General features: G+C 59.4%; 10 protein-coding genes and 1 pseudogene. 6 read left to right on the forward strand and 5 right to left on the reverse strand.

The genetic code is table 11. The features are described from left to right. Positions 1-39: 39 nt before the first annotated feature. Positions 40-1647, reverse strand: coding sequence for an AbgT family transporter (locus AC0V6M_RS09605; protein WP_486138596.1), 1608 nt, complete (start codon positions 1645-1647; stop codon positions 40-42). A 161-nt stretch (positions 1648-1808) separates the two neighbouring features. Here AC0V6M_RS09605 and AC0V6M_RS09610 point away from each other — a divergent pair, with 161 nt between their 5' ends. Both AC0V6M_RS09610 and AC0V6M_RS09615 read left to right on the forward strand, forming a co-directional pair. Then, positions 1809-2387 carry a thymidine kinase gene (locus tag AC0V6M_RS09610; RefSeq protein WP_486138597.1) on the forward strand — a complete coding sequence of 193 codons (579 nt, stop codon included), beginning with the start codon at positions 1809-1811 and terminating at the stop codon, positions 2385-2387. A gap of 24 nt (positions 2388-2411) precedes the next feature. After that, positions 2412-3095: a site-2 protease family protein gene (locus AC0V6M_RS09615; RefSeq protein ID WP_486138598.1), complete on the forward strand. Its 684-nt coding sequence runs from the start codon at positions 2412-2414 to the stop codon at positions 3093-3095. A 1-nt stretch (position 3096) separates the two neighbouring features. Here AC0V6M_RS09615 and galK read toward each other — a convergent pair whose 3' ends face one another. The 4 genes from galK to AC0V6M_RS09635 are packed head-to-tail and all read right to left on the reverse strand — an operon-like array spanning position 3097 to position 8910. Further along, positions 3097-4134, reverse strand: a complete 1038-nt coding sequence (galK, locus tag AC0V6M_RS09620; RefSeq protein WP_486138599.1) for a galactokinase — start codon at positions 4132-4134, stop codon at positions 3097-3099. Then, the gene (locus AC0V6M_RS09625) at positions 4127-5218 is read right to left on the reverse strand and encodes a galactose-1-phosphate uridylyltransferase (protein WP_486138600.1); all 1092 of its coding nucleotides are present in this window, start codon (positions 5216-5218) and stop codon (positions 4127-4129) included. Before AC0V6M_RS09625 ends, galK begins: the two co-directional genes overlap by 8 nt. After that, entirely contained in the window at positions 5215-6750 is a 1536-nt protein-coding gene (gene glpD, locus AC0V6M_RS09630; RefSeq protein ID WP_486138601.1) for a glycerol-3-phosphate dehydrogenase, read from the reverse strand. The genes AC0V6M_RS09625 and glpD overlap by 4 nt, the downstream gene beginning before the upstream one ends. Before the next feature lie 3 nt (positions 6751-6753). Then, positions 6754-8910, reverse strand: coding sequence for an alpha-galactosidase (locus AC0V6M_RS09635; protein ID WP_486138602.1), 2157 nt, complete (start codon positions 8908-8910; stop codon positions 6754-6756). 93 nt (positions 8911-9003) lie between these two features. Here AC0V6M_RS09635 and AC0V6M_RS09640 point away from each other — a divergent pair, with 93 nt between their 5' ends. From AC0V6M_RS09640 to pnp, 4 genes and pseudogenes are all read left to right on the forward strand, one after another. After that, complete coding sequence (locus AC0V6M_RS09640; protein WP_486138603.1) at positions 9004-10560, forward strand: SLC5 family protein; 1557 nt, start codon at positions 9004-9006, stop codon at positions 10558-10560. A 31-nt stretch (positions 10561-10591) separates the two neighbouring features. Beyond that, a complete protein-coding gene (gene truB, locus AC0V6M_RS09645; RefSeq protein ID WP_486138604.1) occupies positions 10592-11611 on the forward strand; it encodes a tRNA pseudouridine(55) synthase TruB in 1020 nt (339 codons plus the stop codon). Between the two features lie 11 nt (positions 11612-11622). Further along, complete coding sequence (gene rpsO, locus AC0V6M_RS09650; RefSeq protein WP_298468140.1) at positions 11623-11892, forward strand: 30S ribosomal protein S15; 270 nt, start codon at positions 11623-11625, stop codon at positions 11890-11892. A 280-nt stretch (positions 11893-12172) separates the two neighbouring features. Next, positions 12173-14471, forward strand: a pseudogene (pnp, locus tag AC0V6M_RS09655) (polyribonucleotide nucleotidyltransferase). The last annotated feature ends 67 nt before the right edge of the window (positions 14472-14538 follow it).

The raw sequence follows: 14538 nt of genomic DNA on the forward strand, positions 1-14538 counted from the left end.
CGACCCTGCGAAAAGTTTCACTTTGAGAAAATTTAAAGCCTATCCCCCGCCCGCATTGGCCGCTGTTGGGATATCGATGAACACGCTCGCACCCGGTCCAAGCGGCAGATCAAGCACAACCCAGCCAATCGTGAGCGCAAGGCCAGAGATCATCAGTCCGATCGAGAACGGCAGCATAATCGCCGCCAGACTGCCAATGCCAAAGCTCTTATCCCAGCGCTGGCAGAAGATCAGGATCAGCGGGAAATAGACCATCAGCGGGGTGATGATATTGGTTGCCCCGTCACCGACGCGGTAGGCTGCCGTCGCCATCTCTGGTGAGATCCCGAGCAGCATCAGCATCGGCACCATCACTGGCGAGAGCAGCGCCCATTTCGCGCTTGCTGAGCCAACGAACAGGTTGAGCAGGCCTGAGACGAGGATGATCGCAGTGAGTAGCGCCCAAGCCGGCAATCCGGTCGAACCGAGGAAATCCGCGCCCTGCACGGCCAGTATCAGCCCGAGGTTCGACCAGCCGAACATCGCGACAAAGTGCGCGGCGGCAAAGGCGAGCACGAGGTAGTAGGCGAGGTCCTCCATCGAACCTGACATCATCTTCACGAGGTCGCGGTGATTGGTGATCGTCCCTGCGCCCTTACCATAGGCCCATGCGGCTAGCAGGAAGAGTAGGAAGAAGCCGCCGACGAGGCTTTGATAGAACGGATTAAGCTGAGCCTCTGGCGATGCGGTCTCATCAATCAGAGGCGTGCCGGGGCCAAAGGTGAAGCCGAGCCACAGCGCGATCACGCCAAGCACCGCAAGGCCAGCGTACCGCAGCCCAGCGCGCTCGCTATCGGTCAGCGGCTTGTCGCCTTGCTCGTCTTCGGCTGGGCGGCCCGCATTGGCGGGGTTCCACGTGCCCAAACGTGGCTCAATCACCTTGTCGGTCACAAACCAGATCACCGGGAGGAAGACGGATGTCATCGCCGCTATGAAATACCAATTGCCCGCGATGTTCGCGGTGTAATCGCCGAATACGGTTTCAACCGCCGCCTCGGTAATGCCGAACAACAGCGCATCGAGCTGGCCCGGGAAGAGGTTCGCGGAAAAGCCGCCCGAAACACCCGCAAATGTAGCGGCGATCCCGGCCACAGGGTGCCTGCCAGCGGCGTGGAAGATGATGCCCGCCAGCGGTATCAGCACCACATAGGCGGCGTCAGCGGCGAGATTACCCAGCATCCCGACCAGCACAACAATCGGGGTGAGCAGAGCCTTTGGCGCATTGCGAACGCCCGCGCGCATCGCGGTGCCAAACAGGCCAGCTCGCTCAGCCACGCCCGCGCCCAGCATCACCACCAGAACGTAGCCTAGAGGGTGAAAATGGGTGAAGGTTTTGGGCATATCTACCCACAAACGCTGGATATTTTCCGCACTGAACAGGCTGGCAGCGGTGATGATCCGCGCATTGCCAGTTTCAGGGTCAATCTCTGTTGGGTGCGCTGCGGATAGATCCACCGCGCTGGCAATCACGGAGATCAGCACCAGGATTGCGATCAGCCAGAAGAACAGGAACACCGGATCGGGCAGCTTATTGCCGCTGCGTTCAATCCAACCCAAAATCCCGCCCATGCCTTTGCTCTGATCGGGTGTCGGCGCTGCGCTTGCCATAGGATAAAGCCCTTCAACTCATGCTGTGTGTCTACTTCGACGCTAACATTGCGTCCGGTGCCTGTCTGCCCTGTGAATGCGTCTGCACACAAGTAAAGCCTGTGTATGGGCACATCTTCCCGGCTGGCCCAAATGCGAGCGCTCGCTTAGGCTGCATTGCCATGGCTAAGCTCTATTTCTACTTTGCGAGCATGAATGCGGGCAAGAGCACCACTCTGCTCCAGACCGCGTTCAATTACCGCGAGCAGGGGATGCAGGTGTGCCTGTGGACGGCGGCGATTGATGATCGGCCCGGATTTGGCGCGATCAGCAGCCGGATTGGCCTGTCCAGCGATGCGCGGCGGTTTGATCCTGCGACGGACATAGAGCGTTTTGTGCTTGATGATCATGCTGAGGCACCGATTGATTGCGTGCTGCTGGACGAGGCGCAATTCCTGACGAAGGATCAGGTGTGGCAGCTGGCGCGACTGGCCGATGTGCACGGCATTCCGGTGCTCTGCTATGGCCTGCGCACGGATTTTCAGGGGGAACTGTTCCCCGGCTCAGCGGCGCTGCTGGGCATTGCTGATGCGCTGATCGAGCAAAAGGCGGTGTGCCATTGCGGGCGCAAGGCGACGATGAACCTGCGGGTCGATGAAAGCGGCGCTGCGGTGAAGGAAGGCGCGCAAACCGAGATTGGCGGGAATGATCGCTATCTGGCGCTTTGCCGCAAACATTTCAGTGAAGCTCTGGCGGGTTAAGGCGCGCGCGCCTACCTATCACAGATGTCCGAGACACTTTCCCTTGCCCTCATTCTGATCCCGTGCCTGATTGTCGCGATTGTTTTTCATGAGGTCGCGCATGGATATGCCGCCAAATTGCTCGGCGATCCGACCGCGCAGGAGCAAAGGCGGCTGAGTCTCAACCCGAGCCGCCACGTTGATCCGGTGGGCACTTTGCTGGTGCCGGGAGCGCTGGCATTGGCGGGCGCGCCCGTGTTTGGCTGGGCCAAGCCGGTGCCGGTACAGCCATGGCGATTGAACAATCCGCGCTATGGCATGATGGCCGTGGCGGCGGCGGGGCCGGGCACGAATTTTGTGCTCGCTCTGCTGGGCGCGATTGCCTTGGGCATAGTCGCAGGCAATTTGGGCTCGTCGGCAAATCCCGACGATCCCAGCGTGCTCGTGCAGGGTCTGGGGTACTTCATCCTCATCAATGTGTTTCTGGGTGTGTTCAACCTGCTCCCGATCCCGCCATTTGATGGCTCGCACATTGTCGAGGGATTGCTGCCGCGCAGCATGGTGAAATATTATGCGAAGTTACGGCCGTTTGGGATGCTGCTGTTCTTTGGGCTGGTCGCACTGACGTGGTTTGCGCCGCAATGGGGCGTGCTGGAAAACACAATTGGCCCGGCGGTTGGCTGGGTGATGGATCAATACCGTGCGATTGCAGTGGCTGTCGCGGGCTGAGTTAAGCCCCGACCGCGTCGATAAAGCGCGCTTGCGGATGGCGCGCGAGCAATTGCTCTAGCCAAGTCTCGCGGGTGTCCTTTGCGATGCAGGCGACGATGCAGCCGCCGAAGCCCCCGCCTGTCAGCCGCGCTCCTGCCGCGCCAAGCTCCTGTGCGCTCGCAACCAGAGCATCGATCTCTGGCAGGGACATCTCAAACAGGTCGCGCATGGAAACATGGCTCTCGTTCATAGCTTGGCCCAATGCGGCAATATCGTCCGCCTTCAGTGCATCAATCGCGGCCCAGACGCGCGCCTGCTCAGTCGCGCAGTGCAGGGCGCGGCGCTTGGCGATCGGATCCAGTTCTGCCTGCTCGATTTGCTCGACCGGCAGCAGGCACAGGTCATTGGTGCCAAAATGCGCCTTTGCGGCGTCGCATTCGACTTTGCGTGCGGCGTAGCGGCCATCGGTCAGCTTGCGGGTGAGGCCGGAGTGGATCACCACCATCTCATGGCTGTTGGGCAGAGTGACGAGATCGTATTCGAGATGCTTGGTGTCGAGCGCCATAGCGGTGCGCGGGGTAGCGAGCGCGACCGCCATCTGGTCCATAATGCCGCAGGGCACGCCCATATATTCGTTCTCAACCCGGCGCGCTGCCAAGGCCAGCTCAACATCGCTTTGCGTCCCTCCACCAGCGGCGCGCGCCGCCTTCAATATCGCGACGATCAATGCCGCGCTGGAGGAAAGGCCGGAGCCCTCTGGAATGGTCGATTGAACCTCCAGCGTCGCGCCGCCGCTCAGCAGCCCAAGATCATTGGCGACCCGGATCGCGCCGACGCAGGGGTCGGACCATTCGCCCACCGCATCATCGGACAGGTTACGGATTTCGGGCGCGTCGTAGTCGCCAGAGCTGACCGCGACCGTATCGTCATCGCGCGGAGCGAGCGTCACGTTGAGGCCAATGGATAGCGCAGCGGGCAGCACCATGCCACCATTGTAATCGGTGTGCTCCCCGATCAGGTTCACGCGGCCAGGCGCATGCGCAGTAAAATCAGTCATGTGCCCCCACCTTGCGCAGCGCCTCTGCCGCGCTTTCGGGCATCACATCGACAGTGAATGTCCCGGTGTGTTGTTCGACCGATGCAAGATATTTAACCCGGCCCTTTGCGCGCAGCAGCGGGTAGAACTGGACGGTGAAGTGATAGCCTTTGCCGCCCGATCTGGGCGCAGCGTGAAACGCCATCATGGTCGCCGCTGGACCGTCAAACAAAACGTCATAGCGGCGCGTTATCTCGCCGAGCCAATATGCCAAGGCGTCCAGCTCTGCATCGCTGCATTCCCATGGCCCAGCGCGGCGCGTAGTGGGCGCGATCCATGCCTCATAGGGGAAGCGGGCGAAGCGCGGCACGAAGGCGGCGATCCCGTCTTTTTCGCCAAGCCCGTAATCCGGCATGGCGGCCTGTATCTCGGCGACGAGGTCATATCCGCCCGCAAAGGCGTCTATCGCGCGTTGCTGAATCTCCGGCACGCGCTGAAATCCGTAAATCTGGCCGTGCGGGTGGTGCAAGGTCACGCCCACTTCATCGCCGCGGTTTTCAAACGGCAGCACATATTCGCAGCCCGCATCAAACATCGCCTGATAGCGGTCGAGCAGAGCGGCGATCAGGACGCGCCGGCGATCTTGGCCGATGGTGTGCAGGCTGCCGCTAGGCTCGGGTGAGTAGACCACCACCTCGCATGCGCCCTTGGCGGGTTCAGCGGCAATGCCAGCAATCGCGCTCGCATCAGAGGCGCTGGGGTGGAAGGCGGCGAATTTGTTTTCAAACACCGCGAGTTCGAAATCCTCAAACGGGATTTCTGTTTCCGGGCCGCCCGCGCGGGTTGGGGCGAGGGGGTCATCGGAGGCGGCAGGCTTGAACGTGCGGTTTTGCCGGTGCGCGGCATAGACGTTCCATTCGTCCCGCAGCGGATGGTGACGGATCTCGCCGCCTTGCGCGATTTCATCCGCGCTTTCGGATTGCAGCGCCAGCTCGTGCGGCGAATGGCCGTACAATTGCAGCATCCGCCCATCAGCTTTGCGATGCTCGCGGCGATAAACGGTCTTGCCGCCAATGGCGCGGGACAGCGGCGTGTTCTCGCTCATTGCGCGGCGGCTTTCGCGGACACCTGTTCGCTTTCGAACCACTTATGCACGCGTGCGCGCTCTTGCTCGGTCAGGTGCAGGCCCAGCTTGCTGCGCCGCCACAGGGCGTCATCGGCGCTGCGGACGAATTCGTGTTCCATCAGATATTCAAGCTCGCGCGCGAACAGATCGGCGCCCAAATGCGCGCCCATATCGTTGAGGCCTTGCGCGCCTCCAATCAGCGCCTCGGCCCGCGTCCCGTATGCCCGGGCAAGCCGCAGCGCGGCTCCATCGGGCAGCCACGGATAGCGCATGGCTAGGTCGGTCACAAAGGCGTCAAAGCGCATCGGATCAATCTCGCCGCCCGGCAAATGCGCATCGATCGTCCAGCTGGTGTCGCCTTGGCCCAAGCGCTTCAGAGCATGTTCGGCCAGCTTGCGATAGGTCGTGATCTTGCCGCCAAAGATCGACAGGATTGGCGCGGCCTTCGCGCCGCTTTCGTCTGTGTCTTCCAGCTCAAATACATAATCGCGCGTCACCGTGGAATTGCTGGCGGCCTTGTCGTCGTACAAGGGCCGAACCCCGGCATAGCTGGAGACGGCCTGATCCGGCGATATGTCGGTGCGCAGATATTCATTGGCGGCATCGCAAATGTATTCCGCCTCTTCCGGCGAGATATCGATCCCGGACGGATCGCCCTCAAACCCTTGGTCGGTGGTGCCAACCAGAGTGAAATCGCGCTCATAGGGAATCGCAAAGATGATCCGGTCATCCTTGTTTTGAAAGATGTAACAATGATCGCCGTCGAACAGCTTCGGGAAGATCAGATGGCTACCCTTGACCAGTCGCAAGTTCTCATGGCTTTCGCGCGGGATTGCCCGGCCCAGCACTTTGTCGACCCATGGGCCAGCGGCGTTCACCACTTGGCGGGCCTGCACATGAGCCTCGCCATCGGGGCCGCTAAGGACCGCGTTCCAATGCTGGCCATCACGGGCAAGAGCGGTGCATTCCGTTCGGGTGCGAATGTCGGCGCCGCGTTCTTTCGCATCGACGCAATTGAGCGCGACCAGGCGCGAATCCTCGACCCAACAATCGGAATATTCAAACCCTTTGACCAGCCGGTCTTCGAGGAAGCCCCCATGCGGAGCCTCGCGCAGGTTCACCGTGCGGGTCGGGGGCAGCAGTTTGCGCCCGCCCATATGGTCATACATGAACAGGCCAAGCCGCAGCAGCCAGCTGGGCCGCAAGCCCTTGTCATGTGGCAGCACAAATCTGAGCGGCCAGACGATATGCGGCGCAATTTTCAGCAGGCGCTCTCGCTCGATCAGGCTTTCGCGCACCAGGCGGAATTCCAAATGCTCCAGATAGCGCAGGCCCCCGTGGACCAGCTTGGTCGACGCGCTGGAAGTGTGACTGGCGAGGTCGTCTTTCTCCACCAAGCACACCTTGAGGCCGCGTCCCGCCGCATCGCGCGCAATCCCGGCGCCATTGATGCCGCCGCCAATCACCAAGAGATCAAGCATCTCTTCGCTGTGCTGTGCAGTTTGGCTCATGTTTTAGTCGGTCGCTTCCAAATGATAGATCAGGCAGGTGTCGGGGAATGTCAGCGGCGGCTGGATCCCATAGCCCACTAACGCGGCGCCTGAGAATGTCGTTCCACCTTCAAGCAATTTGGCCGCTTCAATGATAGAGGGCGTGCTGAGTGACGGGTTCGCCAGCGGCCAGACCATTTGCACACGGTAATGGCGCGCTGGATCAAGCCCGCCGAACATGGTCCGATCGGGCAATGTGTTGAGCTCGCTTTCCAGCTTGGCGTAGGAAAACAGCCCCTCGCTTTGATCGCGCGCCACGCAGCCAATCATATTGGTGGTCGCGGTTGATTTGAGGCGGAGGAAATGCCCGCCATGGATCAGCTCGCGGTGCTTTTTGTGCAAAGCGATGCCAGCCTTCAGCGTTTCGAGATCGGCCTCGCTCTCATCGCGCAGATCCAGCTCCATACCCATATGGCCGAAGATCGCGCTGGCGACCCGGAAAGGCATGGCAAACTGGCGGCCCGTGATGTGGCATTTCTTCGGCCCGATGTGATTTCCTAGCACTCGCAGAGGCAGGAAATGGCTGGCCCCGCGCATGACATGCTGGCGCGTGCGCGCGTCATTATTGTCCGAGGTCCAAATCCGGTCGGTATGACGAAGCACGCCAAAGTCAGCGCGCGCACCGCCGGAGGAACAGCTTTCTATCTCCAATTCCGCATGAGCCTCGCGCAGACGCTCCATCAAGCGATAGACTGCCTTTGTCTGCTCGTGCATCGCTGCGCGCCCGCCGCTACCGGGGAAATGCGTGTCGCGGTTCATGTCCCATTTTATGTAGTCAATCGCATATTCGCGCACGAGCGTGTCGATCCGCTCGAACAGGTAATCGCATACCTCAGAGCGTGTAAGGTCGAGCGTCAATTGGTCGCGCGAGGGGATCGGTTCCACCCCTTCCACGCCCAGCACCCAATCAGGATGCGCGCGGAACAGATCGCTGTCAGGATTGACCATCTCTGGTTCAAACCACAGGCCAAATTCCATGCCGAGCTGTTTGACCCGATTGACGATGGCGTGGAGCCCATCGGGATAGACCGCGTCTGAAACCCACCAATCGCCAAGGCCCGCATTATCGTGGCGGCGTCCGCCGAACCAACCATCGTCGAGCACATAGCGCTCTGCGCCCACGGCGGCGGCGTGCTCCGCGAGCGTGATCAGCGTCGCCTCGTCATGGTCGAAATAGACCGCTTCCCAAGTGTTGTAATGCACTGGGCGCGGCTTTGCGAAATTGCGCTTGTCCAGCACTTCGTTGCAGAGGTGGTCGTGAAGACGCTGCGACACATCGTTGAAGCCATCCCGCGACCAAGCGGCGATCAGATCGGGTGTGCGATAGCTTTCATCGCGGCCCAGGCTGATCTCTCCGGGGAAGGACATTTCGCCAATTTGAATGAGGGCGCGGCCATCGCTGTGGCGGTCGACGCGCAGGCGGCTGTTCCCGCTCCATGCGAGGTGAAATCCGGCCGCAAGGCCGCTGTCTTCAGAAGTCGCAGGCGTGCCAGCGAAGGCTCCGGGATAGACATCGTGGCTGGTCCGTCCAGCCTTGTTTTCGCGCACGATGCTGCCTTGGAACGGAGCGATTTCTTCGATTGCAAACTCGCCCGACCAGCGGCCCGTGAAGCTGAAAATGCGCTCCAACTTCTGGTCCAGCGGCAGGCACAGCGCAGCGGCCCAATCCAGTTGCAGCTCTCCGTCGGCACGGTTCTCAATTTCGGTGCTGCTGGTCAGCACGCCGGTCTTGGGATCAAGCGATAGCGTATGGCGCACGGCAACGGCGGTGTTGCTGTCTTCGCAGCACAGAGTGACCTCGTGCTCACCGCGCTGCTCAATCGCGACAAGGCGCAAATCAATCGCCCAATCTTGCCCGCCGCGATGCGCGATCAGGCCGGATGGTCCGGAAATCCCGGTGCCAACTTCATTGATCATGGAACCGCGCAGCGGAACGGCCGCAGTGCCTGGCGCGTGCTGGCGCACGGCCAGAGTGGTCAGTTCAGATGGCGCCGCGCCCGGCATATCGGGGCCAGCATAGAGGATGATCGGACGCGCGCCTTTGGTCGCTTCAATCGCGACAAACGTGCCGCCGCCGCGCAGTTCGTAATAATGGGGAGAGGGCTGGGGCTGCCTAGTCATTGCCATCGCCATGAGGCACTCCTTCGGTTAGGACAAGACCAAAGCAAAAGGAAGATCCGCTTCTTGAGGCGGGCATCGCAGGTTAGAGGATTCATGGATATCATTCAGGTCGTAGTGTTTTTTGCTCTGATGGCGCTACTCGCGGTAATGACGTGGCGCAAAGTCTCTGCAGCAAGGTCTGCGAGTGCATCGACCGCTGACAAAGAAATCTTTCTCGCTGGGGGTGGCCTCAGCTGGTTTTTCGTTGCGGGAGCGATCACGCTCACCAACCTGTCGACCGATCAATTGGTGGGAATGAATGGAGCGCAGATGTTCCTGCTGGCTTGGTGGGAGATTGCCGGATTTATCGGCCTGTTGATGCTCGCCTTCATCTTTGTTCCGATTTACTATCGCAACAATTGCACGACCGTCACCGAATTGCTGGAGAAGCGCTATGACGGCGCGAGTATTCGCACGGTGATTTCGGGCCTGTTTCTGGCGGGTAACCTTTTCATCTATCTGCCTGCGGTGATCTATAGTGGTTCGCTGTTTATCCAGTCGTTGTTCGGCCTGGAATTAGGGCAATTCGTGATAATTGCGCCACTGGGTGATGATCCGGGCATGGCGGTTGATCACGGATTGATAGCGATTGCGCTTGTCTTTGCGATCGTTGGCGCAGCCTATGCGATCCTCGGTGGACTGCGCGCGGTGGCGGTGCTCGACACTTATAGCGGTATCGGCATTTTGGCGCTCGCGATGCTGGTTGTGTTCCTTGCTCTAAAAGCCATCGGTTTCGATTTCTCAGGCGTGCCAGCAGAGCGGCTGTCAATGGTCGGAGATTTTGATTCCCAGATACCGTTTCACACGCTGTTCACCGGCATGATCTTCATTCAGATATTCTACTGGTCCACCAATCAGAACATCACGCAAAAGGCGCTTGCCGCGCCCAATGTGAAGGAAGCACAAAAGGGTATTGTGGTCGCCGCGATAATCCGGGTGCTAATCGTGCCGCCGATTGTCGTGATTCCGGGCGTGGTCGCGTACAAATTGTTTGGAGGTGTCGGAGACGAGGCCTATGGGATGCTGGTTGATCAGGTCTTGCCGAGCTGGACGAGTGGTTTGTTCGCAGCGATGATTGCGGCGGCTGTTCTCACCACATATTCTGCTGTGATGAATGCAACGATCACTTTGTGGTCGGTAGATTTCCACCGCAAGTTCATCAACCCTGATGTAAATGTCGTGACTCTCAATCGCAAAGTTGGGATCGGAGCGATGATTGTATCGGTGCTTTTGGTGCCGATCTATGCCAACGCCGAAAGCATTATCGATCTTCTTCAGCAACTTAATGGCTTGCTGTCGATGCCGATCCTGTCGGCGTTCGCCGCCGCCTTGTTGTTCCGCAATATGGACGCGCGCGCGGCCGTGATCGGCCTAATCTACGGCGTATCGATTTATGCGTTCCATACCTTCTATCTCTACACCGATAGAAATATCTGGGGCGGGACAACGTTCTACCGCCATCTCGGCCTTGATTGGCTGCATTATATTGATGTGATGGTGTTTGTGTTGTTCAGCTCAATCCTCGTTTCGCTTATCACCAACCGGTTGGTGTTTGGCAATTCGGCCCAGTTTGTCTTTTTAAAAGATGATGTAGAGTCCAAGTCTGCTTGAGGGATTGGGCACAAGTCCCTAGCGGAGCGGGATGAGCAATCGTCCTGCCCCGATCCATTCCGCCCCCCACGGCTGGATAATCCTCGATAAACCGCGCGGGCTTGGCTCGACGCAGGCGGTCGGCGCGGTGAAGCGAGTGCTGCGCGAGGGGGGCTATGCCAAGACCAAGGTCGGGCATGGCGGCACGCTTGATCCGCTGGCTGAGGGAGTGTTGCCGATTGCGCTCGGTGAGGCGACTAAGCTCGCGGGCCGGATGCTGGATGCCAGCAAGATTTACGACTTCACGATCCACTTTGGCGAGGAGACCGACACGCTCGATACCGAGGGGGAGGTGATTGAGCGCAGCGACGTCATGCCAACCTTGGACGAGGTTATGGCCGTGCTGCCTGATTTCACTGGGCCGATTGAGCAGGTTCCGCCGGCCTATTCCGCGCTGAAGGTTGACGGGAAGCGCGCCTATGATCTGGCGCGGGCTGGTGAACATGTGGAGCTGAAGAAACGGGCGGTAGAGATATTGTCAATTTCCGCTCACCCTGAGCCTGTCGAAGGGTTGTCCTTTTCTTCCGAAGCGCAGGGCAGCCCTTCGGAGTCGAAGACGGCGCAAAGCGCCACCGGCTCAGGGCAGTCGGGTTTGAAAAGCATCACCCTCTCAGCCCATGTTTCCAAGGGCACCTACATTCGCTCGCTCGCCCGCGATATTGCCCGCGCTCTTGGAACCTGCGGTCATGTTACCTATCTAAGGCGTACAAAGGCGGGCCCATTCACCGAAAACCAGTCGATTTCGCTGGACAAACTCAATGAAATCGCTAGTGGCGCGCCATTGAAATACTTAACCCTGCCGCTCGAGGCGGGGCTGGACGACATCCCGGCCTTAATCCTCGATCAGACAGCTGCGCAGGCGGTCCGCCAGGGCCGGGTCTTGTCTGAACTGCCCCAAAGTGATGGGCTCTATTGCGCGATGCTGGACAACGTTCCGGTAGCGCTCATTGAGTTGATCGAAGGTACGACCAAAATCGTGCGGGGCTTTAACCTTCCCGATGTCGCTGAGTAAGAGAGAATATTATGTCGGTAACTGCCGAAGAAAAAGCCAAGATCATCAAGGACAACGCCCAAGGTAAGGGTGACACCGGAAGTCCAGAGGTACAGGTCGCGATCCTGACCCAGCGTATCCGCAACCTGACCGATCACTTTAAAGGCAACCATAAAGACAACCATTCGCGCCGCGGCCTTCTGATGATGGTCAACAAGCGCCGTAACCTGCTCGCCTATCTCAAGAAGAAAGATGTTGAGCGGTACAACGCCCTGATCCAGAAACTGGGTCTGCGTAAATAAGAGTTTTGCAGGCGGCTCCCACAACGGGGGCCGTTTTGCTATAAAGCGTGAGTCCCCGCGAAGGCGGGGACCTCGTCCGGAAAATTTCGTTCCTGACCGTACGAGACCCCTGCCTTCGCGGGGGATCACAATAAAGGGAAAGTAAGAGGCACTGGCTGCAATTCGGCGGCAGAGCCTTTGGGGGATAGAAAAAGCCCCCGCACCGGACCGGGACGGTATCCCCGGCACATGTAGGCCCCGCCGCGCAATAAGGCGCCATGCGGGTTCAAAAGGAAAATCAATGTTCGACACGAAAACCGTATCGCTGGAGTGGGGCGGGAAAACCCTCACTCTGGAAACCGGCCGTATTGCCCGTCAAGCCGACGGCGCTGTTCTGGCCACCTATGGCGAAACCGTGGTGCTGTGCGCAGTCACCGCCGCCAAATCTGTGAAGGAAGGCCAGGATTTCTTCCCGCTGACCGTTCACTATCAAGAAAAATTCTCTGCAGTCTGGCCGGATCCCGGGCGGCTTCTTCAAGCGTGAAGGCCGCGCGACTGAAAAGGAAACGCTGACCAGCCGTCTGATCGACCGCCCATGTCGTCCGCTGTTCCCAGAAGGTTTCTACAACGAAATCAACGTAATCTGTCAGGTCCTCTCCTATGATGGTGAGACCGAGCCAGATATCCTTGCGATGATCGCAGCTTCTGCGGCTCTGACGATATCCGGCCTGCCATTCATGGGCCCAATCGGCGCAGCGCGCGTCGGCTTCAACAATGAAGGCGAATACGTTCTCAACCCAACCATCACCGATGCGCTGGGCGAAGAGGGCAATCTCGACCTCGTGGTCGCTGCGACGCAAGACGCGGTGATGATGGTCGAATCCGAAGCGAAAGAACTGACCGAAGAGCAAATGCTCGGCGCTGTCATGTTCGCTCACGAGGAAAGCCGCAAGGTTATCGGCGCGATCATCGATCTGGCTGAACAAGCTGCGAAGGATCCGTGGGAGCTCGATCCGGTTGAAGACAAATCAGCCGCACTTGAGCAGCCGCGCAGCGCCATCGGCGACGACATGGCAGCGGCTTACAAGTTGACCGAGAAGAGCGCCCGTCAGGACGCCGTCAACGCAGCCCGTGCAAAAGCGCGCGAGCACTTTGCCGATCTCGAAGAGAGCGATCCAGCACAATACATGGGCATCCTTAAGCTCGTGAAGAAGCTGGAAAGTGACATCGTTCGCAAGGCGATCCTTAAGGATGGTCAGCGCATCGATGGCCGTAAAACCGACGAAGTTCGCCCGATTGAGGCGATGGTCGGCCTGCTGCCACGCACCCACGGTTCGGCGCTGTTCACCCGCGGTGAAACGCAGGCGATCTGCACCACCACACTCGGCACCAAAGACGCTGAGCAAATGATCGACGGGCTGGAAGGCCTCTCTTACAGCAACTTCATGCTGCACTATAACTTCCCGCCTTATTCGGTCGGTGAAGTGGGCCGCTTCGGCTTTACCAGCCGCCGCGAAACCGGCCACGGCAAGCTCGCATTCCGCGCGCTGCACCCGGTTCTGCCAAGTGTTGAGGACTTCCCTTACACGATCCGCGTTCTGTCAGACATCACCGAGTCCAACGGCTCGTCTTCGATGGCGACCGTCTGTGGCGGCTCGCTCTCGATGATGGACGCTGGCGTTCCATTGAAGCGTCCGGTTTCCGGGATTGCGATGGGTCTGATCCTTGAAGGTGACGACTTTACCGTTTTGTCCGACATTCTGGGTGACGAAGATCACTTGGGCGACATGGACTTTAAGGTTGCGGGCTCAGAAGAAGGCATCACCAGCCTTCAGATGGACATCAAGGTTGCCGGCATCACGCAGGAAATCATGACCCAGGCGCTCGAGCAGGCGAAAGCCGGCCGTGCGCACATCCTGGGCAAGATGACCGAAGCGCTTAGCTCTTCACGCGGTGAAGTCAGCAAGCACGCACCGCGCATCGAAACCATGCAGATCGACAAGTCGAAGATCCGCGACATCATCGGCACGGGCGGCAAGGTCATCCGTGAGATCGTCGCTGAAACCGGCGCGAAGGTCGACATTGACGATGAAGGCACGATCAAGATCAGCTCTTCGAACGCTGATGAGATCGCAGCGGCGAAAGCATGGATCGAAGGCATCGTTGAAGAGGCCGAAGTCGGCAAGATCTACAACGGCAAGGTCGTCAACATCGTTGATTTCGGCGCATTCGTGAACTTCATGGGCGGCAAGGACGGTCTCGTCCACGTGTCGGAAATGAAGAACGAGCGCGTTGAGAAAGTCACCGACGTTGTTTCCGAAGGCCAAGAAGTGAAGGTCAAGGTTCTCGAGATCGATCAGCGCGGCAAGGTCCGTCTGTCGATGCGCGTTGTTGACCAGGAAACCGGTGAAGAGCTGGAAGATACCCGCCCACCACGCGAAAACAAGCCCAGAGGCGATAGGGGCGGTGATCGCGGTGGCCGCGGCGGCGGTGATCGTCGTCCACGCGGCGGCGGCGGTGGTCGCGGCCCACGTGGCGGCGGCGACAAAGGCGGGGACAGCGATGGCCCAGCCGCAATGCCAGACTTCCTGAAAGACTAAGTCTTCTCAGATAGCCAATCAAAAGGGCCGCTTGGGGAAACCCGGGCGGCCTTTTTAGTCTATATGA

This window comes from Erythrobacter sp. JB3-1 (genome assembly GCF_057364995.1).